Consider the following 24,853-nt stretch of genomic DNA (forward strand, 5'->3'; position numbering starts at 1 on the left):
GCAGGCGCGCTCAGATACTGCCGCGGGGCAAGGATTGCCAGGATCGGTTAGACTGGGCGACTTTTCTTGCCGCAAGATGCTCACCATGGCCCAGCCGTCCACGACCTACAAATTTGAACTGAACCTCACCGATCTCGATCGCGGTGTGTACGAAAGCGTCAAGCAGACCATTGCCCGCCATCCTTCGGAAACCGAAGAGCGCATGGCCGTGCGCTTGCTGGCTTACGCCCTGTGGTACAACGAGCAGTTGACGTTCGGGCGTGGTCTGTCGGATGTGGACGAGGCTGCACTGTGGGAAAAGAGCCTGGACGACCGCATCCTGCACTGGATCGAGGTCGGTCAGCCCGATGCCGAGCGTCTGACCTGGTGCTCGCGCCGTACCGAACGTACCAGCCTGCTGGCCTACGGCAGCCTGCGTGTGTGGGAGACCAAGGTGGTCGGTGCGGTCAAGGGCCTGAAGAACCTCAACATCGCCGCCGTGCCCCAGGACGTCCTCGAGACCCTCGCCACCGACATGCCACGTTCGATCAAGTGGGATGTGATGATCAGCGAAGGCACGATCTTCGTCACCGATGATCGCGGCCAGCACGAAGTGCAGCTCCAATGGCTGCTGGGTGATCGCGGCTAAGGCCGCCTCGCACACACTGCCGTCTACCCCTGATTCACGAGAAGCCCCGTCGCCCCATGCGCATCGAACCCCGCCCGCTGCCCTCCACCTTGCCGTTTCTTGGCGATTTGCCGCCCCTGCTGACTCGCCTGTATGCCGCGCGCGGCGTGCAATCGGCCGATGAACTGGACAAGAGCCTGGCGCGCCTGCTGCCTTACCAGCAGCTCAAGGGTATCGAGGCGGCGGTCGACTTGCTGGTCGAGGCACTGGCGCAGCGCCAGCGCATCCTGATCGTCGGCGACTTCGATGCCGATGGCGCGACGGCCAGCACCGTTGGCGTACTCGGTCTGCGCCTGCTAGGTGCAGCCCATGTCGATTACCTGGTGCCTAACCGTTTCGAGTTCGGCTACGGCCTGACCCCGGAAATCGTCCAGGTGGCCCTGGAGCGCCAGCCACAGCTGCTGATTACCGTGGATAACGGTATCTCCAGCGTCGAAGGCGTGGCCGCTGCCAAGGCCGCCGGGCTCAAGGTGCTGGTGACCGATCACCACTTGCCTGGCAACGAGCTGCCTGCCGCCGATGCCATCGTCAACCCCAACCAGCCAGGTTGCACCTTTGCCAGCAAGGCCCTGGCCGGCGTCGGGGTGATTTTCTACGTGTTGATGGCGTTGCGCGCACGCTTGCGTAGCCTCGGCCACTACGAAAACCGGCCGCAACCGAACATCGGTGAACTGCTCGACCTGGTGGCCCTGGGCAGTGTGGCCGACGTGGTGCCGCTGGACGCCAACAACCGCATCCTGGTGCACCAAGGGCTGGAGCGGATCCGTGCCGGGCGTGCCCGTCCAGGGCTCAAGGCAATCCTGGAAGTGGCGCGGCGCGATCATGCCCGTATCACCTCCACAGACCTTGGCTTCATCCTCGGCCCACGCCTCAACGCCGCCGGGCGTCTGGATGACATGAGCCTGGGTATCGAGTGCCTGCTCAGCGACGACCCTGGCCTGGCCCGGGAAATGGCCGGGCAACTGGACGAACTCAACCAGGATCGCAAATCCATCGAGCAGGGCATGCAGCGCGAGGCGCTGGCCCAGCTCAAGGACCTGCCACTGGAGTCGATGCCGTTTGGCTTGTGCCTGTTCGAGCCGGACTGGCACCAGGGGGTGATCGGCATCCTGGCCTCGCGCCTCAAGGAGCGCTATCACCGGCCAACCATCGCCTTTGCCGACGCGGGTGAGGGCATGCTCAAGGGATCGGCGCGCTCGGTACCCGGTTTTCACATCCGTGACGCACTGGATGCGGTGGCTGCGCGTTATCCGCAATTGATCAGCAAGTTCGGTGGCCATGCCATGGCCGCCGGCCTGTCACTGCCTGCCGACAACTTTCCGGCGTTCGCCCAGGCGTTCGATGAAGAAGTCCGTCGCCAACTGCAAGAAGACGACCTGACCGGGCGTCTGTTGTCGGACGGCACCCTGGCCGTCGAAGAGTTTCACCTGGAGTTGGCCCGCGCCCTGCGCCATGCCGGCCCTTGGGGTCAGCACTTCCCGGAGCCGCTGTTTCATGGCGTGTTCCAGTTGGTCGAACAGCGCGTGGTCGGTGAGCGACATTTGAAGGTGGTGCTCAAGAGCGAGTGCGGCTCGGTGCGCCTGGATGGCATCGCCTTTGGCGTGGATCGCGAGGTCTGGCCGAACCCGACGGTTCGCTGGGTGGAGCTTGCCTACAAGCTCGACGTCAACGAATTCCGCGGCCAGGAAAGCGTGCAACTGATGATCGCGCACATGGAGCCGCGCTGAGGCCAGGGGCAAAGTGGTCTAGGCTCAGTAGGATTGGTCGAAGAACCTGCGGGGAAGATTCTGTAGTCGGCCGGTCAACCATCTGGAGCCTTACCACTTGATTTGAGAGGTGCCCCATGAGCCTGCTGCTTGAGCCCTATACCCTGCGCCATCTGACCCTGCCCAACCGAATCGCCGTTTCACCCATGTGCCAGTATTCCAGTGTCGATGGCCTGGCCAATGACTGGCACCTGGTTCACTTGGGTAGCCGCGCGGTTGGGGGCGCCGGGTTGATCTTCACCGAAGCCACGGCGGTGACCGCTGACGGACGGATCACTGCCCAGGATCTGGGGCTGTGGGACGACGCCCAGATCGCGCCGCTGCAACGCATCACCCGCTTCATTACGGCCCAGGGTGCGGTGCCTGGCATTCAACTGGCCCATGCCGGGCGCAAGGCCAGTACCTATCGGCCCTGGTTGGGCAAGCAGGGTAGCGTCAAGCCGGAGGAGGGTGGCTGGGTGCCGATCGGGCCGTCGAAAATTGCCTTTGACCCGCAGCACACCGCACCGATCGAGATGACCAAGGCGCAGATCGACGAGGTGATCCAGGCCTTTGTCGATGCGGCGCATCGTGCGTTGCAAGCCGGCTTCAAGGTGGTTGAGGTGCATGCGGCGCATGGCTATCTGCTGCATCAGTTTCTTTCGCCCTTGAGCAACCAGCGCCGAGACGAGTACGGCAGCTGCTTCGAGAATCGTATTCGCCTGACCTTGCAGGTGACCGAGGCTGTGCGTGAGGTCTGGCCGGAAGAATTGCCGGTGTTCGTGCGGCTGTCGGCCACCGACTGGGTCGAGGATGGCTGGAACCCGGACGAGACGGTCAAGTTGGCCAAGCACTTGAGAGAGCGGGGGGTGGACCTGATCGATGTATCGTCCGGCGGCACCTCGGTGAATGCCGAAATTCCCACCGGGCCTGGGTACCAGACCCAGTTTGCGGCGAAGGTGCGGGAGGAGTCGGGGATTGCCACCGGTACCGTGGGGATGATCACCGACCCGATGCAGGCCGAAACCATCTTGCGTACGGCCCAGGCCGATATCATCTTCCTGGCCCGGGAACTGCTGCGCGACCCGTACTGGCCCCTGCATGCCGATGACGACCTGGGCGGTAACAAGGCGACCTGGCCGGCGCAGTACCAGCGGGCGACCAGCCGGGCCAACCCCATTCATGAGTCCGATCTGCGGGATTGACCCGTGTAGGAGCGGGCTTGCCCCGCGATAGCGATCTGTCTGTCGGATCGCTATCGCGGGGCAAGCCCGCTCCTACAGGTTTCCTAGCTCAGTTCGCCTACCGCGCGCCAGGCTTCGTCAATGGCTGCATGGGCGTAGGCACTCCAGGCCGCATCGGAGTTGGCGATGCTGACCTTGCCCACAGGTTTGCGCGCCAGCTCCATCCATTGTTCGGTTTGTTCGGGATCGTCGTAGAGAGTGTTGGTAAAGCAGGCGTAGCCATGTGGCCAACGGTTGGCGGTAATCGCCAGAATGTCCTGTTGGTGCTCGAAACCGCCAGGCCCGAGCATGCGTTGCAGCTGTTCGCGCAGTTGGCTTTCCAGGACGTCGAACGGGGTGCCATACAACCGCGCACGCCCGGCGCGTGCCTGGTCGCGGCTGTCCATCTTGCTGTCGGGGCTGGTGGGCACGTAGACCATATGCAGGCCAATGGGCTGCGCCGGATCGCGTGGGTGTTCATAGCCGCCCATGCTCACCGGGTAATCCAGCTTGATGCGGCTGTAGGTCTGGGTGGCGGCATAGATCTCGTGCACACCCAGCTTCTGGAAGGCTTGCCAGTTGCGCACGATCACCTTGGTGTACACCAGCGGGAACTTCACGTTCTGGGCCAGGGCATGGGCCTGTTCAGCGGAGAGGTCGCGCAGCAGGTAGGGGATCATCATGTTGTAGCAGGCCAGAATGCAGTGCTTGCCGCGCACCTGGGCCAGTTTTCCGCCCTGGCTGTAGCCGACGTCCACCGCGCCATCGCGATTGCGCACGCTGACCGCGGTGCTGTTCAGGCGCAGGCGTACCGGCTGGCCGGTGCGGTCGAGCTGGCTGTAGTCGAAGTTGGCCAGCACGATGTCGTCCATTCCCTGGCCCGGCGCCACGGTGGGGATCAGGCTGCGTACCAGCAGCCGTGCCAGCGAGGCATTGCCGTCGGGGAAGTGGTAGATGTACGGCTCTTCCATCTCGGCCTGGGCTTCTTCGCTGATCGGCTCAAGGTCCATCGCGGCAAAACCCGGGAAGCCCACGTAATAGGCATCTGCCGCCGCAACCGCATCGATGCTCAGGGCCATGAAGTCGTTGGTGCGGCCCTGGAAGTACTTCACCGCCGCAGGTGACAGGCCAACATCCTTGAGCAAAAAGTCCTGGTAGCTGGTTTTCTCCAGGTAGGCGGTCTTCTCTTGCTGCGACTTGCCGGCCAGGTAATCCCTGGGGGCCTCGTGCAGGTCGATCAGGGCGTTGCGGTCGCTCGCTGGCAGGGGGAAATCATTGATGAAGTCGCGCACCGGGCGGGCATTGAGCTGCTCGGGGGCAATGTCGTCGGCGACCATGGGGGTCGGGTCGCCGGTCACCAGCTTGTCTTCGCCAAAATGCTCCTTGTCGAAAAACACCCCGCGCGAAAGCCCCAGGTCCGGGTAGAAGCTGCGGTCGAAAGCGGTTTCAAAGCGCTTGATGTCTACCCCGAGGTCTTTGAGCAGTCCGTTGACCTCGGCGCTGTACAGGTGGTTGGGCGACTGGAAGGCTTCGCTGCCGCCATAGCCCAGGATCATCCGCCCGCCGGCGCTGAACTCGTTGCGCTTGGCATGGCCGCCGAAGTCGTCGTGGTTTTCCAGGATCAGGATTTTCGCCTGGGGGTGCTTCTGGCGATAGAAGTACGCCGCCGACAGCCCGCTGATGCCGCCGCCGACGACCACCAGGTCATAGGTTTCGCTGATCGGCAGGGTGTCGGTGGTGAAGGTTTTCTTCTCCCAGCCCATCTGGTGTGCGACTTCAAAGGCGCCGACGTGGCTGCCGCGCAAGCCGGTCAGCGCCGGTGGATAGTAACGGCCGCTCTGGGCTGCCTGGAGCAGTTGCAGCGGGGTCAGGCCCGCTGCAATGCCGATGGCGACGCCATTGATGAAGTCGCGTCGGGTAATTTCCATGGGTTTCCTTACCTTAGTGTTTGAACATCACATGCCGAATGCAGGTGTAGTCTTCCAGTCCGTACATGGACATGTCTTTGCCGTAGCCAGACAGTTTCTGACCACCGTGGGGCATTTCGCTGACGAGCATAAAATGCGTATTGACCCAGGTACACCCGTACTGCAAGCGCGCCGAAACCCGGTGGGCGCGCCCGACATCCGCCGTCCACAGTGACGAGGCCAGGCCGTAGTCGGAGTCGTTCGCCCAGGCCAGGGCCTGGGCTTCGTCATCGAAGCGGGTGACCGAGACTACCGGGCCGAAGACTTCACGGCGCACGATCTCGTCATCCTGCTGGGCATCGGCGAGCACCGTCGGCTCGAAGAAGAACCCGTTGCCTGCCACCGCTTTGCCACCGGTCACCAGGCGGATATGCGGCTGGGCGAGGGCGCGTTCGACCATGGCAGCGACCCGGTCGCGATGTTGTGCGGTAATCAGCGGGCCAAGCTCGGTATCAGGATCGTTTTGCAGGCCGTGCTTGAGGCTTGCCACCGCCTTGCCCAGCTTTTCCACGAACTGATCGTATATGCCGCTCTGGGCGTAGATGCGGCAGGCGGCGGTGCAGTCTTGCCCGGCGTTGTAGAAGCCAAAGGTGCGTATCCCCTCGACGGCGGCATCGATATCGGCATCGTCGAAGATGATCACCGGGGCCTTGCCGCCCAGCTCCATGTGCATGCGTTTCACGCTCTCGGCGGTGCTGGCGATGATGTTGGCGCCGGTGGGGATGGAGCCGGTCAGCGAGACCATGCGCACTTTCGGGTGGGTAACCAGCGGGGTGCCCACGCTTGGGCCCCGGCCAAAGAGGATGTTGAGCACGCCGGCGGGAAACAGGCCGTCAGCCAGTTCGGCCAGGCGCAGCGCGGTCAGGGGCGTCTGCTCCGATGGCTTGAGCACCACTGTGTTGCCGGCGGCCAGGGCCGGTGCGATTTTCCAGGCGACCATCATTAACGGGTAGTTCCAGGGGGCAATCGAGGCGATCACGCCCAGTGGGTCGAGGCGGATCATCGAGGTGTGGCCCGGCAGGTACTCACCGGCCGCCGAACCGCCCAGGCAGCGGGTGGCACCGGCGAAGAAACGGAACACATCGGCGATGGCCGGGATCTCGTCGTTGAGGGCCGCCGCATAGGGCTTGCCGCAGTTGTCCGACTCCAGGCGCGCCAGTTCTTCCCCGTGGGCTTCGATACGCTCTGCCAGCTTGAGCAACAGCAGCGAGCGCTCCTTGGGTGTGGTCTGTGACCAGGTTTCAAAGGCATGGTCGGCGGCGCGCACGGCTGCATCGACCTGGGCCTCGCTGGCTTCGTTGATCTCCACCAGCACGCTGCCCAGGGCCGGGTTCAGTACAGACAAGGCCGGCCCCTCGCCAGCCACCAATTGGCCATTGATCAGCAGTCGGGTTTGCATCGTTGAGTCCTCCGGGAGTTATTTGCCGCTGCCGGCAACGCTTTCGCCGCCGCGGGTCAGGTAATAGGCGCCCAGGATGGGCAGCATGGTCACCAGCATCACCAGCATGGCGACCACGTTGGTCACCGGCACGTCCCGGGGCCGGCTGAGCTGGTTGAGCAACCAGATCGGCAAGGTCCGCTCGTGGCCGGCGGTGAAGGTGGTGACGATGATTTCATCGAACGACAGGGCAAAGGCCAGCATGCCACCGGCCAGCAGGGCCGAGCCGAGGTTGGGCAGGATGATGTAGCGAAAGGTCTGCCAGCCATCGGCGCCGAGGTCCATCGATGCCTCGATCAGGCTCTGGGAGGTACGGCGCAGGCGGGCGATGACGTTGTTGTAGACGATCACCACGCAGAAGGTGGCGTGGCCGACGACGATGGTGAAGATGCCAGGCTCGATGCCCAGGGTCTTGAAGGCCGACAGCAGGGCGATGCCGGTGATGATGCCGGGCAGGGCGATGGGCAGGATCAGCATCAGCGAGATGCTTTCCTTGCCGAAGAAGTTGCGCCGGTACAAGGCTGCCGAGGCCAGGGTGCCGAGCACCAGGGCAATCAGCGTGGCCAGGCAGGCCACCTGCAACGACAGCTTGATCGACTCCAGTACATCGGGGCGGGAGAACGCCACGCCGAACCACTTCAAGGTGAAGCCCTGGGGCGGGAAGCTGAAGGCGGCATCCTCGGTGTTGAAGGCATAGAGGAAGATGATCAGGATCGGGAAGTGCAGGAACACCAACCCGCCCCAGGCCGCCAGGCGCAGCCCCATTGACGCGCGTTCAGAGTGCATCGAAGGCCCCCAGGCGTTTGACGATGGACAGGTAGATGGCAATCAGCACGATCGGCACCAGGGTGAACGCGGCGGCCATGGGCATGTTGCCGATGGCGCCTTGCTGGGCGTAGACCATGCTGCCGATGAAGTAGCCAGGCGGGCCGATCAGTTGCGGCACGATGAAATCGCCCAGGGTCAGGGAGAAGGTGAAGATGGACCCTGCGGCAATACCAGGGACCGACAGCGGCAGGATCACCTGCATGAAGGTCTGCCGTGGCTTGGCGCCCAGGTCCGCCGACGCTTGCAGCAGCGAAGGCGGCAAACGTTCCAGGGAGGCCTGGATCGGCAGGATCATGAACGGCAGCCAAATGTAGACGAACACCAGGAAGCGCCCCAGGTGCGAGGTCGACAAGGTGCTGCCGCCCACCCCCGGAATACCGAGGATGAACAACAGCACCGCCTCCAGGTGCATCTGCTGGATGAACCACTGGGCCACGCCGCCCTTGGCCAGCAGCAGTGTCCAGGCATAGGCCTTGACGATGTAGCTGGCCCACATCGGCATCATCACCGCGATATAGAAAAACGCCTTGGTCTTGCCGCTGGTGTAGCGGGCCATGTAGTAGGCAATGGGGAAGGCCAGGATGGCGCTGGCGATCGATACGGCGACGGCCATGCCCAGGGTGCGCAGGATGATGTCGAAGTTCGAGGGATTGAACAGGGCGGCGAAGTTGGCCAGGGTCAGTTCCGGGCTGACCGCCATGGTGAAGTCATCGAAGGTGTAGAAGCCCTGCCACAGCAGGCTCAGCAGCGATCCCAGGTAAATGGCGCCGAACCAGATCAGCGGCGGGATCAACAGCAGCGCCAGGTACAGGTTGGGGCGCCGGTATAGCAGGTTGGAGAAGCGCCGCAGTGGCGATGTGGCCTGGGCGCTGGTGTCCAGGCTCATGTCACGGGCCCTCGTGCAGGACAGTTTCCTGCAGTGCTGTCATGGCCTGGCGCGCCCAGCTGGCCTTCAGTTGCTGGCCGGTCTGCCAGGGGGCGGTTTGCGCCTGCCACTGATTATTGGCCTGGCTGACGCACAGCAATTGGCCGCCGTCCAGTTTCAGCTCGTAGCGGGTGGCGCTGCCCTGATACTGGATGTCGTGGAGCAGGCCACTGACCTGGATGTCATCGCTGGCCGCCGCCTGTTCACCCAGGCGTATATGCTCGGGGCGAATCGAGAAGGGCTGCGGGCTACCGCTCAATTGCACGGCCAGCTCGCCGCGCAGCACGTTGGAGGTGCCGACGAATTCGGCGACAAAGGTGGTGGCCGGCTTCATGTAGAGGTTGCGCGGCGTATCGACCTGCTCGATGCGGCCACGGTTGAACACGGCCACCCGGTCGGACATCGACAAGGCTTCGGTCTGGTCGTGGGTGACGAAGATGAAGGTAATGCCCAGCTGGCGCTGCAGTTTTTTCAACTCGCCCTGCATCTGTTCGCGCAACTTCAAATCGAGGGCACCCAGGGGTTCGTCGAGCAGCAATACCCGTGGTCGATTGACCAGTGCCCGGGCCAGGGCCACGCGTTGGCGCTGGCCGCCGGACAACTGCACCGGCTTGCGCTGGCCGTAACCGCCCAGGGCAACCATGGCCAGGGCTTCCTCGGCGCGGGCCATGCGTTCCTGCTTGGCGACGCCCTTGACCTTCAGGCCATAGGCGACGTTGTCGCGAACGTTCATGTGCGGGAACAGGGCGTAATCCTGGAACACCGTGTTGACGTCACGCTGATAGGGCGGGAGGCCGGCGGCCTCGGCACCGTGGATGCGGATGGAGCCTGCGCTGGGTTGCTCGAAGCCTGCGATCAGGCGCAGGCAGGTGGTCTTGCCTGAGCCGGAGGGGCCGAGCATCGAGAAGAACTCACCGTCCTGGATGTCGATGGAAACCCGGTCAACGGCTTTCACCTCGCCGAAGTGGCGCGACACGTCGGTGAACTGGACTGCAAGGGTCATGGTGTGGCTCCGAAGGTTGCGCGGTTTCGCGGGGCAAGCCCGCTCCTACAGGTTTGTGTACCGGCGGGAGTGGGCTTGCCCCGCGACAGGGCCTTAACGGCCGCCCATGATCGCGATGTAGTCCTGGGTCCAGCGGCTATAGGGCACGAACTTGCCACCCTCGGCCTGGGGCGTCTTCCAGAAGGCGATCTTGTCGAAGTTGTCGAAGCCATTGGTCTTGCAGCCCTCGGCCCCCAGCAACTCACTGCCCGTGCAGGCCGCCGGGACCGCTGGCAACGAGCCGAACCAGGCCGCCACATCGCCCTGGACCTTGGGCTGCAGCGACCAGTCCATCCACTTGTAGGCGCAGTTGGGGTGCTTGGCATCGGCATGCAGCATGGTGGTGTCGGCCCAGCCGGTGGCGCCCTCCTTGGGAATGGTCGAGCTCACCGGCTGCTTGTCGGCCTGGAGGGTGTTGACCATGTAGCCCCAGGAGCTGGTGGCCGCCACGCCTTCGTTCTTCACGTCGCTCATCTGTACCGTCGCATCGTGCCAATAGCGATGGACCAGCGGCTGTTGCTGGCGTAACAGATCGAGCACCGCCTTGTACTGGGTTTCGTTGAGTTCGTAGGGGTTCTGGATGCCCAGTTCGGGCTTGGCCGATTTCAGGTAGAGCGCCGCATCCGCGATGTAGATCGGGCCGTCATAGGCCTGTACGCGACCCTTGTTCGGCTTGCCGTCGGGCAGGTTCTGCGGCTCGAACACCACGCTCCAGCTGGTGGGCGCTTCCTTGAACACAGTGGTGTTGTAGAGCAGTACGTTGGGGCCCCATTGGTACGGGGTGCCATAGACCTGCTTGTTCACCACATACCAGGCGCCGTCTGCCAGACGGGGGTCGAGGTTTTTCCAGTTGGGAATCAGCGCGGTGTTGATCGGCTGTACCCGCTTGCCGGCGATCAGGCGCAGCGAGGCGTCGCCGGACGCGGTCACCAGGTCGTAGCCGCCCTTGGTCATCAGGCTGACCATTTCGTCCGACGTGGCGGCGGTCTTGACGCTGACCTTGCAGCCGGTGTCTTTCTCGAAGCCGCTGACCCAGTCATAGGCCTTGTCGCTTTCACCACGCTCGATGTAGCCGGGCCAGGCGACGATATCCAACTGGCCTTCGCCGGCCCCCACGGCTTTGAGCGGCTCTGCGGCCTGCAGGCTGGCGCTCGCCAGCAGGGCGCTACCCAGGGCACAGAATGTGGTGGTCTTGTTCACGAGCATGGTGTTCCCTCTTGTTCTAATGATGATCGAGGCAGTCATGACGGCAGTGACACATCTCCTTAAGCGTAGTGCTGATATTCCGGTCCATCCCGGGGGCGTGATCGGGCATGTCGTTTTTTGACTGCTGCGAGCAACATCTGGAAGCAAATGCATTCAGCTTCGCTTCAGCCAGCGGCAGTACTCTTGGGGTTTCTTTCCTCCCCATGGAGATGCTCGATGAACACCCGTGGCTTGCTCGATCAATTGCTCAAATCCGGCCAGGACATGCTGCAAAAGCAGTCTGGTAGCCACCCGGCCGGAAAATCCGGCGCAGCCGGTGGGCTCGGCGACCTGCTGGGCGGTAAAGGCGGAGGCGGGGGGCTGGGCAGCCTGCTGTCCGGTGCCGGTGGCGGTGCCCTGGCCGCCGGGGTCATGGGATTGCTGATGGGCAACAAGAAAGCCCGCAAATACGGCGGCAAGGCCCTGACCTATGGCGGCCTGGCAGCACTGGGCGTGCTGGCCTACAAGGCCTATGGCAACTGGCAGGCCAAGCAGGGCGTCGCCAGCCAGGCCGAACCACAGACGCTGGATCGTCTGCCGCCTGCCCAGGTCGAGCAGCACAGCCAGGCCATCCTCAAGGCGCTGGTGGCAGCGGCCAAGTCCGATGGGCATGTCGATGATCGCGAGCGGGCCTTGATCGAAGGCGAGTTCGTCAAGCTCTCCAACGACCAGGAGCTGCAGCACTGGCTGCACGCCGAGCTCAACAAACCGCTGGACCCGGCCGATGTGGCCCGTGCTGCCAGGACCCCGGAGATGGCTGCCGAGATGTACATCGCCAGTGTGATGCTGGTGGATGAGGAACACTTCATGGAACGTGCCTACCTGGATGAGCTGGCTCGCCAGCTCAAGCTTGATCCGGCCTTGAAACTCGAACTGGAAAATCAGGTGAAACTGGCCGCCAACCAATGATTCCGGGCTAACGGCCAGCAAGGCAACTCCGGGGCCTGGTCCGGCGTGTATGTCACCCGCAAAAGCGCGTAGTACCTGGGCTATACTCTGCCCATTTTTCTGCGCGCGTAGAACATTTGAGGGCTGACTGTGAAAAACTGGACCTTGCGCCAACGGATCCTGGCAAGTTTCGCCGTGATCATCGCCATCATGCTGTTGATGGTGGTTGCCGCCTATTCGCGCCTTGAGGCGATCGAGACTGACGAAGAAGCGGTTCGCACCGACAGCATCCCCGGTGTCTACTACAGCTCGATGATCCGCAGCGCCTGGGTCGACAGTTATGTGTTGACCCAGCAATTGGTAGGGCTCAGCGGCAACCGCGAGCTCACGGCTGCCGACAAGCTGCAGTACAAGGATTTCGACGATCGCCTCAAGCAGCACATGGCCAGCTACCAGGCCACCATCCAGGACCCGAACGATCAGGCCAGCTTCGATGAGTTCGGGCGTCTGGAAAGCGTCTACGACAAGTCCATCGACTCAGTGCTGGACGCCTACACACGCAAGGACTACGCACAAGCCCGCCTGCTGATCGAAAGTGAGCTGACCCCAGCCTGGATCGCGGGCCGCAAACACCTCAACGGCGTGATCGAGCACAACCGCAAGTCGGCTGACATGGCGGCCGAATCCATTGTCAGTGCCGTGATCACCGCCAAGCTCAGCATGATCATTTCCCTGGTCCTGGCGATCATCGCTGCCGCCATCTGCGGCCTCTTGCTGATGCGCGCCATCACCGCGCCGATGCAGCGGATCGTGCATGCCCTGGACAAGCTCAGCAGCGGCGACCTCAGCGTGCGCATGAAGCTGGATCGAAAGGACGAGTTCGGTGCCGTGGAAACCGGCTTCAACGACATGATGGGCGAGCTGACTAACCTGGTTTCCCAGGCCCAGCGCTCCTCGGTGCAGGTCACCACGTCGGTGACCGAGATCGCCGCCACCTCCAAGCAGCAGCAGGCTACCGCCACCGAAACCGCAGCCACCACCACGGAAATCGGCGCCACCTCGCGCGAAATTGCCGCCACTTCGCGGGACCTGGTACGGACCATGACCGAGGTCACTTCGGCAGCCGACCAGGCCTCGATCCTGGCAGGCTCCGGTCAGCAGGGCCTGGCACGCATGGAAGAAACCATGCACCAGGTGATGGGCGCGGCGGACCTGGTCAACAACAAACTGGCGATCCTCAACGAGAAGGCCGGCAACATCAATCAGGTGGTGGTCACCATCGTCAAGGTTGCCGACCAGACCAACCTGCTGTCGCTCAACGCCGCCATCGAGGCGGAAAAGGCCGGCGAATATGGTCGCGGATTTGCGGTGGTCGCCACCGAAGTACGCCGCCTGGCCGACCAGACCGCCGTAGCCACCTACGACATCGAGCAAATGGTCCGCGAGATCCAGTCGGCGGTCTCTGCCGGGGTCATGGGCATGGACAAGTTTTCTGAAGAAGTGCGCCGCGGCATGTTTGAAGTGCAGCAAGTGGGCGAGCAGCTGACGCAGATCATCCACCAGGTCCAGGCCTTGGCGCCGCGGGTACTGATGGTCAACGAGGGCATGCAGGCCCAGGCCACGGGCGCCGAGCAGATCAACCACGCCTTGGTGCAGTTGGGCGATGCCAGCAGCCAGACCGTGGAATCGCTGCGTCAGGCCAGCTTTGCCATCGACGAGCTGAGCCAGGTGGCAACGGGCCTGCGTGGCGGTGTGTCGCGGTTCAAAGTCTGACCGACGATGGACGATCTCAAATCTCACCGCAGCCAGGATGCGGCTTCCCACGGGACGCTGCACCTGTTGTTCCGGGTCAGTGACCAGCGTTTTGCCATCGATGCCCATGAAGTGGCCGAGGTGCTGCCGCGCTTGCCGCTCAAGCCTATTGCCCAGACCCCGGACTGGGTGGCGGGGGTGTTGGCTCACCGTGGCGCGCTGGTGCCTGTGATCGACGTCGGCGCCTTGAGTTTCGGCCAGCCGGCGCCGGTACGTACCAGCACTCGCCTGGTGCTGGTGCACTACCGGGTTGACCCGCAACGCCCGGAATTGCTGCTGGGGCTGATCCTTGAGCAGGCCACCGACACCTTGCGTTGCCACGCCGACGAGTTCCAGCCCTATGGTCTGGACAACCACCAGGCGCCTTACCTGGGCCCGGTACGGGAAGACGCCCAGGGCCTGGTGCAGCGCATCGGTGTGCAGGACCTGCTCAGCGACGAAGTGCGTGCCTTGCTGTTTCCCCTGCCTGACTCCCAGGCGCGTGAAGTGTGGGAGCCGCAATGAGCAGCGAGCAGCGTTTCTTCCGTTTCCTGCAGGAGCGCATCGGCCTGGATGTCGCCTCGGTTGGCGCCCCGATGATCGAGCGCGCACTGCGCCAGCGCTGCGCTGCGCTCAATGCCCGTGACCTGGATGACTATTGGCTGCAATTGCAGCAGTCGAGGGACGAACAACAGGCGTTGATCGAGGCGGTGATCGTTCCGGAAACCTGGTTCTTCCGTTACCCCGAATCCTTCACTGCGCTGGCAGGCCTTGCCAGCAAGCGCCTGGCGGAGCTGGCCGGTGCGCGCCCTTTGCGTATTCTCAGCCTGCCATGTTCCACGGGCGAGGAGCCTTACTCGATTGCCATGGCGTTGCTCGATGCCGGGATTGCCGGCCAGGCGTTCACCGTCGATGGCATTGATATCAGCCCCAACTCGATCAACCGGGCCGAACACGCCTTGTATGGGCGTAATTCCTTCCGGGGCTCGCACCTGGATTTTCGCCAGCGGCATTTTGATGCGACCGAGGAAGGCCACAGCCTGCACGAGCGCGTTCGCCAGCAGGTCAACCTGCAAGTCGGCAACGTGCTCGACCCTGCACTGAAGTCCCGTGAAGGCACCTACGACTTTGTGTTCTGTCGCAATCTGCTGATCTATTTCGATGTGCCTACCCAGCAGCGGGTATTTGAGGTGCTCAAGGGGCTGATCCACGAGCAGGGCGTGCTGTTCATCGGCCCGGCCGAGGGCAGTTTGCTGGCGCGCATGGGGATGCGGCCGTTAGGGATTGCCCAGTCGTTTGCCTACGTGCGCCAGGCGCCGGTCGAGCCGCTTGTCGTCAGCAAACCGGCGATCGCGCCGCCGGTGGTCAATCTTTCCCGTCCGGTGTCGGCACCTGCCCGCAGGCCCCACCCGGTTACCCCGAAGCCGATTCTCCGTCCTGCGCCTGTCGATACCGGCGCCGAACTGTTGGTACAAATCGCCCAATTGGCCAACGCCGGCAGCAGTGCCGAGGCCACCGCAGCCTGTACGCGCTACTTGCAGCTCTATCCGCCCAATGCCCAGGTGTTCTATTGGCTTGGGCTGCTCAGCGATACCGCCGGTGACAGCACTCAGGCGTTGAATCACTACCGCAAGGCGCTGTACCTCGATCCACAGCATCATGAGGCGCTGGTGCACCTGGCAGCGTTGTTGGCCTCCCAGGGCGACAGCGCCGGTGCCAGGCGCCTGCAGGAACGCGCCGCACGCCGGGCCGATCGGGAGTCTGAACAATGATGGGAGAGCACGACGTGCAGTTGGTCGCCTCTGATGCCGCCGCCATCGACGATTGCTGGAACCGCATCGGCGTGCAGGGCGACAAGAGCTGCCCCTTGCTGGTCGAACATATTCACTGCCGCAACTGCGCCGTATACGCGGCGGCTGCAACCCGGTTGCTGGATCGCTACTCGCTCAGCCAGACCGTGCACGAGCAGGTCCATGCCCAGGAGGAGGGCAGTGGCCGCTCGATGCTGCTGTTTCGTTTGGGCGAGGAGTGGCTGGCGCTGGCCACTCGCTGCCTGGTCGAGGTAGCGCCGCTGCAGCCGGTGCATTCGTTGCCTCACCAGCGGGCGCGCATGTTGCAGGGCGTGGCCAACGTGCGCGGGGCCCTGGTGCCCTGTCTGTCGCTGGCAGACCTGCTTGGTCTGGAGGTGCTCGGCAACGGCGCCACCTCGGCCCGGGTCATGCCACGCATGTTGATCATCGCGGCAGCCGGAGGCTCTGTGGTGGTACGGGTCGATGAAGTGGACGGGATCCATGGCCTGGACCCGGCGCGTGTGGTGCATGAGCAGGGTGAAGCACGCTTTACCGCCGCGGTCCTGCAATGGCGTGGACGCAGCGTGCGGGTACTGGATGAAGAACAAGTGCTGTCTGCCGTGAACCGGAGCCTTTCATGACCCCAGAGCAAATGCGCGATGCCTCCTTGCTCGAGCTGTTCAGCCTGGAGGCCGAGGCCCAGACCCAGGTGCTCAGTGCCGGGCTGCTGGCGTTGGAGCGTAACCCGACTCAGGCCGACCAGCTCGAAGCCTGCATGCGCGCCGCCCACTCGCTCAAGGGGGCGGCGCGTATCGTTGGCGTCGATGCTGGTGTCAGCGTCGCCCATGTGATGGAAGATTGCCTGGTGGGCGCCCAGGAAGGCCGGCTGCTGCTGCGCCCTGAGCATATCGATGCCTTGCTGCAGGGCACCGACTTGTTGATGCGTGTCGCCACCCCGGGGGATCCGACCCTCGATTCGGCGGTGCAGGCCTTTTTGGTGCAGATGGCGGGCTTGCTCGATCCTGCCGGGATGGCCGCCGCGGCGGTGCCAGCGCCGGTGCAGCCGCCACCTGCCCCGTTGCCGCCGATGGCCGCCCCCCTGTTCGAGCCGCCGCTGCTTGAAGCCGAGCCTGAACCTGAGCCTGTGGCCGCGCCCAAGGGCGTGCGTGGCGGCGAAGGGGGCGAGCGGGTGCTGCGGGTCACGGCCGAGCGCCTGAACAGCTTGCTTGATCTGTCGAGCAAATCGCTGGTCGAAACCCAGCGGCTCAAGCCCTACCTGGCCACCTTGCAGCGCCTCAAACGCATGCATGGCCAGAGCATACGCGCCCTGGACGGGCTCAAAAGCCAGCTCGAGGCCAGTGGGCAAAGCCCGGAAGTCCGCGAGGCACTGGCCCAGGCCCAGCAACTGCTGGGGGAAACCCAACAGATGTTGCTGCAGCAGGCTGCCGATCTTGACGAGTTCGGCTGGCAGGCCAGCCAACGGGCGCAGTTGCTCTATGACACGGCCCTGGCCTGCCGCATGCGTCCGTTTGCCGATGTGCTGACCGGTCAGAGCCGCATGGTTCGCGACCTGGGACGTTCGCTGGGCAAGCAGGTGCGCCTGGAGATCGAAGGTGAAAAGACCCAGGTCGACCGCGACGTACTGGAAAAACTCGAAGCACCGCTGACGCACCTGCTGCGCAACGCGGTCGATCATGGTATCGAACTGCCGGAGCGGCGGCTGTTGGCCGGCAAGCCGCTGGAAGGGCAGATTCGCCTGCGCGCCTCGCACCAGGCCGGCCTACTGGTGCTGGAATTGAGCGACGACGGTGGCGGCGTTGACCTTGAGCGTCTACGCCGCAGCATTGTCGAGCGCCACCTGTCACCGGCCGAAACCGTGGCGCAGTTGAGCGAAGCCGAACTGCTGACTTTTCTGTTCCTGCCGGGCTTCAGCCTGCGTGACCAGGTCACCGAGGTCTCGGGGCGTGGCGTCGGCCTGGACGCCGTCCAGCACATGGTGCGCCAGCTGCGTGGCTCCATCGAGCTGACCCAGACCACAGGCCAGGGCAGTTGCTTTCACCTCGAAGTGCCGCTGACGCTCTCGGTGGTGCGCAGCCTGGTGGTGGAAGTCGGCAACGAGGCCTACGCCTTTCCCCTGGCCCATATCGAACGCACCCTGGAGTTGCCGGCCGAGGCTATCGTGCAGATCGAGGGGCGCCAGCATTTCTGGCATGACGGGCGGCATATCGGCCTGGTTGCTGCCAGCCAGTTGCTCAATCGTCCACCCAGCCAGACGGATGGCCAGACCATCAAAGTGGTGGTGATTCGCGAGCGCGACATGCTCTATGGCGTGGCGGTCGAGCGCCTGATCGGCGAGCGGGTGCTGGTGGTGATGCCGCTGGATGCGCGTCTGGGCAAGATCCAGGACATTTCTGCCGGCGCCTTGCTGGATGACGGCTCGGTGGTGCTGATTATCGACGTCGAGGACTTGCTGCGTTCGGTGGACAAGCTGCTCAGTACCGGTCGCCTGGAGCGTATCGAGCGCGGTCAGCGCAGTACCCGCGAGGCGGCGCGCAAGCGCGTGCTGGTCGTCGACGACTCGCTGACCGTGCGCGAGCTGCAGCGCAAGCTGCTGAGCAACAAAGGTTACGAAGTTGCCGTGGCAGTCGATGGCATGGATGGCTGGAATGCCTTGCGCAGCGAGGATTTCGACCTGCTGATCACCGACATCGACATGCCGCGCATGGACGGTATCGAACTGGTGACCTTGTTGCGCCGCGACAGTCGCTTGCAGTCGCTGCCGGTCATGGTGGTTTCCTATAAAGACAGAGAAGAAGATCGTCGTCGTGGACTGGATGCTGGAGCCGACTACTATTTGGCAAAGGCCAGTTTCCACGATGATGCCTTGCTTGATGCAGTGGTTGAGTTGATCGGGGGAGCCCAGGGATGAAGATCGCTATCGTCAACGACATGCCCATGGCCGTGGAGGCCTTGCGCCGGGCGTTGGCGTTTGAACCGGCGCACCAGGTCATTTGGGTAGCCAGCGACGGTGCCGAGGCCGTAAGGCTTTGCACCGAGCAGTTGCCGGACCTGATTCTGATGGACCTGATCATGCCGGTCATGGATGGCGTCGAGGCGACTCGGCGGATCATGGCCGAGACGCCATGCCCCATCGTGATTGTCACGGTAGACCGCAAGCAGAACGTACACCGGGTGTTCGAGGCCATGGGCCACGGCGCGCTGGATGTGGTCGATACCCCGGCCCTGGGCGGCGGCGATCCGAAGGAAGCGGCTGCGCCGCTGTTGCGCAAGATCCTCAATATCAGTTGGTTGGTCGGCCAGCAGCGCAACAACACCCCGCGGCCATTGGCTGCGCCGTTGCGTGAGTCTGTGCAGCGCCAGGGCCTGGTTGCCATCGGCTCGTCGGCTGGCGGCCCGGCCGCGCTGGAGGTACTGCTCAAGGGCTTGCCTCGTGATTTCTCCGCCGCCATCGTGTTGGTCCAGCATGTCGACCAGGTGTTCGCCGCCGGCATGGCTGACTGGCTGAGCAGCGCCTCGGGCCTGTCGGTACGCCTGGCGTGCGAAGGCGAGCCGCCACAACCGGGGCAGGTGTTGCTGGCCGGGACCAACCACCATATTCGCTTGTTGAAAAACGGCACCCTGGCCTACACCGCAGAGCCGGTCAACGAGATCTACCGACCTTCGATCGACGTATTTTTTGAAAGCGTGGCCCGCTATTGGCGTGGCGACGCGGTGGGCGTACTGCTGACCGGCATGGGGCGCGATGGCGCCCAAGGCCTGAAGCTGATGCGCCAACAAGGCTACCTGACCATTGCTCAGGACCAACACAGCAGCGCCGTGTACGGCATGCCAAAAGCCGCGGCCGCGATAGACGCCGCGGTGGAGATACGCCCCCTGGAGCGGATCGCTGCACGATTGATGGAAATTTTTCCAAAATGACGATATGTATTGAGCCACGCCGGCCTGCCGGCAGTGACCAGGTGACAGCGCATGAATGATTTACCGCTCGACGGTTTTCCGACCATGAACGAAAACTCGGCAATGGTCCTATTGGTCGACGATCAGGCGATGATCGGTGAGGCGGTGCGCCGTGGCCTGGCTCACGAAGAAAACATCGACTTCCACTTCTGCGCCGACCCACACCAGGCGGTGGCGCAGGCAATGCGGATCAAGCCCACGGTGATCCTCCAGGACCTGATCATGCCGGGCCTCGACGGCCTGAGCCTGGTGCGCGAGTACCGCAACAACCCGGCCACCCAGGACATCCCGATCATCGTTCTGTCGACCAAGGAAGACCCGCTGGTCAAGAGCGCGGCCTTTGCCGCCGGTGCCAACGATTACCTGGTCAAGCTGCCGGACAACATCGAACTGGTAGCGCGCATCCGTTACCACTCCCGTTCCTATATGACGCTGCTGCAGCGTGACGAGGCGTACCGCGCCCTGCGTGTCAGCCAGCAACAGCTGCTCGACACCAACCTGGTGCTGCAGCGGTTGATGAACTCCGACGGCCTGACCGGGCTTTCCAACCGTCGTCATTTCGATGAGTACCTGGAGCTGGAATGGCGCCGTGCCATGCGTGAGCAGGCCCAGCTGTCCTTGCTGATGATCGACGTCGACTACTTCAAGTCGTTCAACGACAACTTCGGCCACCTGGCCGGTGACGAAGCCCTGCGCAAGGTGGCTGAGGCCATTCGCAACTCCTGCGCGCGCCCAAGCGACCTGCCGGCCCGCTACGGCGGCGAAGAATTCGCCCTGGTGTTGCCCAACACCTCGCCGGGCGGTGCGCGCCTGGTGGCTGAAAAGTTGCGCCAGAGCGTCGAGGCGATGCAGATTCCCCACAACATGCCCGAGGCAGGCTCCAGCCTGACCGTGAGCATCGGCCTGGCCACCCACACGCCGAGCATTGGTAGCCATTGCCGGCAGCTGATTTCGGCCGCGGACAAAGGCCTGTACCTGGCCAAGCACAACGGCCGCAACCAGGTGGGCATAGACTGACCTGTGCAGGAGCGGGCTTGCCCCGCGATAGCGGTGTGGCTGACAGATCGCTGTCGCGGGGCAAGCCCGCTCCCACCCACAACAAGCCCATTCCCTCAACAAGCCCGCCTTCACATCTACCGCCCGGCGGGCTGCCGTGGCGATACATACTCGGTTATACTCTCCGGCTTTTCTACAGAATACGCACGAGAGCTGCCGACCATGGAAATCAACCCGATCCTGAATACCATCAAGGACCTGACCGAGCGTTCCGAATCAATTCGGGGGTATCTTTGACTACGATCAAAAGCATGAGCGCCTGATCGAAGTCAACCGCGAGCTTGAAGATCCAAACGTCTGGAACAAGCCCGAATACGCCCAGGAACTGGGCCGCGAACGTTCTGCGCTGGCACAGATCGTCGAGACCCTGGACGAGATGTCCAGCGGTCTGGCCGATGCGCGCGAACTGCTCGACATGGCCGTTGAAGAGGACGACGAAAGCGCCGTCAACGATGTCGTCGAGATGCTCGAAGGCCTTGAAGCCTCCCTCGCCCAGCTGGAATTCCGTCGCATGTTCAGCGGCGAAATGGACATGAACAACGCCTACCTGGACATCCAGGCCGGTTCCGGCGGCACCGAAGCCCAGGACTGGGCCAACATCCTGCTGCGCATGTACCTGCGCTGGGCGGCCAAGCGTGGCTTCGACGCCACCATCATGGAACTGTCCGAAGGCGAAGTCGCCGGCATCAAGGGTGCCACCGTGCACATCAAGGGCGAGTACGCCTTCGGCTGGCTGCGTACCGAAATCGGCGTGCACCGCCTGGTGCGCAAAAGCCCGTTCGACTCCGGCGCCCGCCGCCACACCTCGTTCTCGGCCGTGTTCGTATCGCCCGAGATCGACGACAAGGTCGAGATCGAGATCAATCCGTCGGACCTGCGCATCGACACCTACCGCTCCTCGGGCGCCGGTGGTCAGCACGTAAACACCACCGACTCGGCGGTACGTATCACCCACGTACCGACCAACACCGTGGTCAGTTGCCAGAACGAACGCTCCCAGCACGCCAACAAAGACACCGCCATGAAAATGCTGCGGGCCAAGTTGTACGAGCTGGAAATGCAGAAGCGCAGTGCCGCTTCCCAGGCGCTGGAAGACAGCAAGTCGGACATCGGCTGGGGTCACCAGATCCGTTCGTACGTGCTCGACGCCTCGCGGATCAAAGACCTGCGCACCAACATCGAGCGCAGCGACTGCGACAAGGTGCTCGACGGCGATATCGACGAATACCTGGAAGCCAGCCTCAAGCAGGGGCTGTAACCGCGACAAAGATGCCGCGGGCAGTCCGCTCCAGCGTAGGAGCGGGCTTGCCCCGCGATCCCGGCCCCGGCCTGGGACAATGAACCCGTGATGGAAAATGTGACGACATGAGCGACCTCAAACTCGATCCGCAAGACCTGCAACAGGAAGAAAACACCCTGATCGCCCTGCGCAAGGAAAAGCTTGCTGCCGAGCGTGCCAAGGGCAATGCCTTCCCCAACGACTTCCGCCGTGACAGCTACTGCAACGACTTGCAGAAACAGTATGTCGACAAGACCAAGGAAGAGCTGGAAGCTGCAGCGATTCCGGTCAAGGTTGCCGGCCGCATCATGCTCAACCGTGGCTCGTTCATGGTGATCCAGGACATGACCGGGCGCATCCAGGTCTACGTCAACCGCAAGACCCTGCCGGAAGAAACCCTGGCCGCCGTCAAGACCTGGGACCTGGGCGACATCATCGCCGCCGAAGGCACCCTGGCCCGTTCCGGCAAGGGCGACCTGTACGTCGAGATGACCAACGTGCGCCTGCTGACCAAGTCGCTGCGCCCGCTGCCCGACAAGCACCACGGCTTGACCGACACCGAGCAGCGCTACCGCCAGCGCTACGTCGACCTGATGGTCAACGAAGAAGTGCGCGACACCTTCCGCGTGCGCTCGCAGGTCATCAACCATATCCGCAACTTCCTGATCAAGCGTGACTTCCTGGAAGTGGAAACGCCGATGCTGCAGACCATCCCAGGTGGTGCCGCAGCCAAGCCGTTCGAGACTCACCACAACGCCCTGGACATGGCCATGTTCCTGCGTATCGCGCCGGAGCTGTACCTCAAGCGCCTGGTGGTCGGTGGCTTCGAGAAAGTCTTCGAGATCAACCGCAACTTCCGTAACGAAGGTGTTTCGACCCGGCACAACCCCGAGTTCACCATGCTCGAGTTCTACCAGGCCTACGCCGACTACGAAGACAACATGGACCTGACCGAGGAGCTGTTCCGCGAACTGGCTCAGCTGGTCCTGGGCAGCACCGACGTGCCGTACGGCGACAAAGTGTTCCACTTCGGCGAGCCGTTCGTGCGCCTGTCGGTGTTCGACTCGATCCTCAAGTACAACCCCGAGCTGACCGCTGACGACCTGAACGACATCGACAAAGCCCGCGACATCGCCAAGAAGGCCGGTGCCAAGGTCCTGGGCTTTGAAGGCCTGGGCAAGCTGCAGGTGATGATTTTCGAGGAGCTGGTCGAGCACAAGCTGGAGCAGCCGCACTTCATTACCCAGTACCCGTTTGAAGTGTCGCCACTGGCCCGTCGCAACGACGAGAACCCGAACGTTACCGACCGCTTCGAGTTGTTCATCGGTGGCCGCGAGATCGCCAACGCCTACTCCGAGCTCAACGACGCGGAAGACCAGGCCGAGCGCTTCATGGCCCAGGTGGCCGACAAGGACGCCGGTGACGACGAAGCCATGCACTACGACGCCGACTTCGTCCGTGCCCTGGAATACGGCATGCCGCCAACCGCCGGTGAAGGTATCGGTATCGACCGCCTGGTGATGCTGCTGACCAACTCGCCGTCGATCCGCGACGTGATCCTGTTCCCGCACATGCGTCCACAGGCCTGAGTGATCTGAACAAGCCGCCTTACGAGGCGGCTTTTTCATGCCTGAAGAAAACCTCTTCATCCGTTCCAATTCATTGGGAGAGAACCTGCAGTGACTCCTGCAATGGCTCAACAAGGTGCGGCCGACGTTGCCACGGCGGTCGCCGAAAGCGTGCAGTACCAGGGGCGCAAGGCCAGCCGCCTGGGCAGTGAACAGCGTCGCCAGGACATCCTCGATGCGGCCATGCGGATTGTCGTGCGCGATGGCGTGCGCGGGGTGCGCCACCGCGCGGTGGCAGCCGAAGCGGGCGTGCCGCTGTCGGCGACCACTTACTACTTCAAGGACATCGAAGACCTGCTCACCGACACCTTCGCCCAGTACGTGGAACGCAGTGCGGCGTACATGGCCAAGCTATGGGAAAACACCGAGGTGGTGCTGCGTCAGCTCTTGTCCCAGGGCGACGGTAGCCTGCAGTGGCGGGCGCGGTTGGCCGATGAGGTGGCGAAGATGACCGCCGATTATGTGCAGCGCCAGTTGCACAACCGTCGCGACTTTCTCATGGCAGAGCAGGCGTTTCGCCAGGAGGCATTGCTGTGCCCGCGTCTGGCCGAACTGGTCAGGCTGCACGAGCAGATTCTGTTGCGTGGCACCTGCCAATTGCTTCAGGTCGTGGGCTCGCGCCAGCCACAGCAGGATGCGCTGGTGTTGACGGCGATTATCGAGCAGATGGAATATCAGGGGCTGCTCGACGGCTCACGTGCCGATGCGCAAGCACAGATGCTCGCTATCCTTACCCGGTACATGCACCTGGTGCTGGCTGACGTGTGAGGCGCGGCCCCATTTCAAGGAGAACCCGATGAAAGCCAGAAGTCTGTTGTTGGCGTTGTCGTTCCTGCTGCTTGGCGGTTGTCTGGTGACCTTCAACGAGCCGATGCCGGCCAATGAAGCGGCGCCCAAGGCTTTGCTCGGAAAGTGGTCGAGCAAGGACGCCTGGGGTGAGCCCCTGACCCTGCAGATCAGCCGCAGCGGTGGTAACGCCTACAAGGCGGTGGCCATCGGCAAGGACAAGAAACGTGATGAGTACGCCTTTACCGTCTCAAGGCACGGCAACCGCTGGTACCTCTCGGCGGGCGTGCCCAAGCGCCTGGGCGGCAACTTCCTGATCGGCGGCTTCGAGGTCATCGACGGCAAGGAGCTGGTGGTCTACAACCTCGACGTCGAACAGGTGAACCAGGCCGTGGAGAAGAAAGAACTCAGCGGTCGCACCTACGAGGTGCCCGAGGACAATGGCGAGGGCGTGCTGATCGACAGCCCGGCCGAGCGTGTCCTGGCTTATCTGGACGACCCGGCCAACTCCGACCTGTTTATCGAAGTGGCGCGGTTCCAGCGGGCCGGCAAGTAATCAAGATTATTCAAGGAGAGT

General features: G+C 63.3%; 21 protein-coding genes. 15 read left to right on the top strand and 6 right to left on the bottom strand.

Features of this window, described 5'->3' with window-relative positions; genetic code table 11:
- Positions 1-85: 85 nt before the first annotated feature.
- From U9R80_RS05710 to U9R80_RS05720, 3 genes are all read left to right on the top strand, one after another.
- A complete protein-coding gene (locus U9R80_RS05710) occupies positions 86-628 on the top strand; it encodes a YaeQ family protein (RefSeq protein WP_301837286.1) in 543 nt (180 codons plus the stop codon).
- Between the two features lie 56 nt (positions 629-684).
- Positions 685-2,394 carry a single-stranded-DNA-specific exonuclease RecJ gene (gene recJ, locus U9R80_RS05715; RefSeq protein WP_301837285.1) on the top strand — a complete coding sequence of 570 codons (1,710 nt, stop codon included), beginning with the start codon at positions 685-687 and terminating at the stop codon, positions 2,392-2,394.
- A 116-nt stretch (positions 2,395-2,510) separates the two neighbouring features.
- Entirely contained in the window at positions 2,511-3,617 is a 1,107-nt protein-coding gene (locus tag U9R80_RS05720; RefSeq protein ID WP_301837282.1) for an NADH:flavin oxidoreductase/NADH oxidase, read from the top strand.
- Between the two features lie 83 nt (positions 3,618-3,700).
- On the opposite strand, the gene U9R80_RS05725 is transcribed toward U9R80_RS05720, so the two are convergent.
- The 6 genes from U9R80_RS05725 to ydcS all read right to left on the bottom strand — a co-directional run bounded on the left by U9R80_RS05725 (position 3,701) and on the right by ydcS (position 11,041).
- Positions 3,701-5,563, bottom strand: a complete 1,863-nt coding sequence (locus tag U9R80_RS05725; protein ID WP_301837281.1) for an NAD(P)-binding protein — start codon at positions 5,561-5,563, stop codon at positions 3,701-3,703.
- A 13-nt stretch (positions 5,564-5,576) separates the two neighbouring features.
- The gene (locus tag U9R80_RS05730) at positions 5,577-7,001 is read right to left on the bottom strand and encodes a gamma-aminobutyraldehyde dehydrogenase (protein ID WP_301837280.1); all 1,425 of its coding nucleotides are present in this window, start codon (positions 6,999-7,001) and stop codon (positions 5,577-5,579) included.
- Positions 7,002-7,019: 18 nt separating this feature from the next.
- Positions 7,020-7,826, bottom strand: coding sequence for an ABC transporter permease (locus U9R80_RS05735; protein WP_301837279.1), 807 nt, complete (start codon positions 7,824-7,826; stop codon positions 7,020-7,022).
- Positions 7,816-8,754 (bottom strand): ABC transporter permease, encoded by a 939-nt coding sequence (locus U9R80_RS05740; protein ID WP_301837278.1) that lies wholly within the window; start codon positions 8,752-8,754, stop codon positions 7,816-7,818. Before U9R80_RS05740 ends, U9R80_RS05735 begins: the two co-directional genes overlap by 11 nt.
- A 1-nt stretch (position 8,755) precedes the next feature.
- A complete protein-coding gene (locus U9R80_RS05745) occupies positions 8,756-9,796 on the bottom strand; it encodes an ABC transporter ATP-binding protein (protein WP_301837277.1) in 1,041 nt (346 codons plus the stop codon).
- 93 nt (positions 9,797-9,889) lie between these two features.
- Positions 9,890-11,041, bottom strand: a complete 1,152-nt coding sequence (ydcS, locus tag U9R80_RS05750; protein ID WP_301837276.1) for a putative ABC transporter substrate-binding protein YdcS — start codon at positions 11,039-11,041, stop codon at positions 9,890-9,892.
- Between the two features lie 216 nt (positions 11,042-11,257).
- Here ydcS and U9R80_RS05755 point away from each other — a divergent pair, with 216 nt between their 5' ends.
- From U9R80_RS05755 to U9R80_RS05810, 12 genes are all read left to right on the top strand, one after another.
- Positions 11,258-11,989 carry a tellurite resistance TerB family protein gene (locus tag U9R80_RS05755; RefSeq protein ID WP_301837275.1) on the top strand — a complete coding sequence of 244 codons (732 nt, stop codon included), beginning with the start codon at positions 11,258-11,260 and terminating at the stop codon, positions 11,987-11,989.
- A gap of 129 nt (positions 11,990-12,118) precedes the next feature.
- Entirely contained in the window at positions 12,119-13,741 is a 1,623-nt protein-coding gene (locus U9R80_RS05760; RefSeq protein ID WP_301837274.1) for a methyl-accepting chemotaxis protein, read from the top strand.
- Positions 13,742-13,747: 6 nt separating this feature from the next.
- Positions 13,748-14,284 (top strand): chemotaxis protein CheW, encoded by a 537-nt coding sequence (locus U9R80_RS05765; protein WP_301837273.1) that lies wholly within the window; start codon positions 13,748-13,750, stop codon positions 14,282-14,284.
- Positions 14,281-15,531 carry a CheR family methyltransferase gene (locus U9R80_RS05770; RefSeq protein ID WP_301837272.1) on the top strand — a complete coding sequence of 417 codons (1,251 nt, stop codon included), beginning with the start codon at positions 14,281-14,283 and terminating at the stop codon, positions 15,529-15,531. Before U9R80_RS05765 ends, U9R80_RS05770 begins: the two co-directional genes overlap by 4 nt.
- A complete protein-coding gene (locus U9R80_RS05775; protein ID WP_301837271.1) occupies positions 15,528-16,190 on the top strand; it encodes a chemotaxis protein CheW in 663 nt (220 codons plus the stop codon). The genes U9R80_RS05770 and U9R80_RS05775 overlap by 4 nt, the downstream gene beginning before the upstream one ends.
- Positions 16,187-18,478 carry a hybrid sensor histidine kinase/response regulator gene (locus tag U9R80_RS05780; RefSeq protein ID WP_301837270.1) on the top strand — a complete coding sequence of 764 codons (2,292 nt, stop codon included), beginning with the start codon at positions 16,187-16,189 and terminating at the stop codon, positions 18,476-18,478. The genes U9R80_RS05775 and U9R80_RS05780 overlap by 4 nt, the downstream gene beginning before the upstream one ends.
- Positions 18,475-19,488, top strand: coding sequence for a chemotaxis response regulator protein-glutamate methylesterase (locus tag U9R80_RS05785; RefSeq protein WP_301837269.1), 1,014 nt, complete (start codon positions 18,475-18,477; stop codon positions 19,486-19,488). Before U9R80_RS05780 ends, U9R80_RS05785 begins: the two co-directional genes overlap by 4 nt.
- 51 nt (positions 19,489-19,539) lie before the next feature.
- Entirely contained in the window at positions 19,540-20,544 is a 1,005-nt protein-coding gene (locus U9R80_RS05790) for a response regulator (RefSeq protein ID WP_301837268.1), read from the top strand.
- A gap of 201 nt (positions 20,545-20,745) precedes the next feature.
- Positions 20,746-21,841 (top strand): peptide chain release factor 2 gene (gene prfB, locus U9R80_RS05795; protein WP_301837267.1). Its coding sequence is split into 2 segments (ribosomal slippage): positions 20,746-20,817 and positions 20,819-21,841, totalling 1,095 coding nucleotides; the frame shifts between segments, so codons are not numbered across the junction.
- 107 nt (positions 21,842-21,948) lie between these two features.
- On the top strand, positions 21,949-23,451 hold the full coding sequence (gene lysS / locus U9R80_RS05800) for a lysine--tRNA ligase (protein WP_301837266.1): 1,503 nt from the start codon (positions 21,949-21,951) through the stop codon (positions 23,449-23,451).
- Between the two features lie 102 nt (positions 23,452-23,553).
- Entirely contained in the window at positions 23,554-24,258 is a 705-nt protein-coding gene (locus U9R80_RS05805; protein WP_301837265.1) for a TetR/AcrR family transcriptional regulator, read from the top strand.
- Positions 24,259-24,286: 28 nt separating this feature from the next.
- Positions 24,287-24,832, top strand: coding sequence for a hypothetical protein (locus U9R80_RS05810; RefSeq protein WP_301837264.1), 546 nt, complete (start codon positions 24,287-24,289; stop codon positions 24,830-24,832).
- Positions 24,833-24,853 lie beyond the last annotated feature (21 nt).

The sequence above is a fragment of the Pseudomonas sp. JQ170C genome, from assembly GCF_035581345.1.
GTDB lineage: Bacteria > Pseudomonadota > Gammaproteobacteria > Pseudomonadales > Pseudomonadaceae > Aquipseudomonas.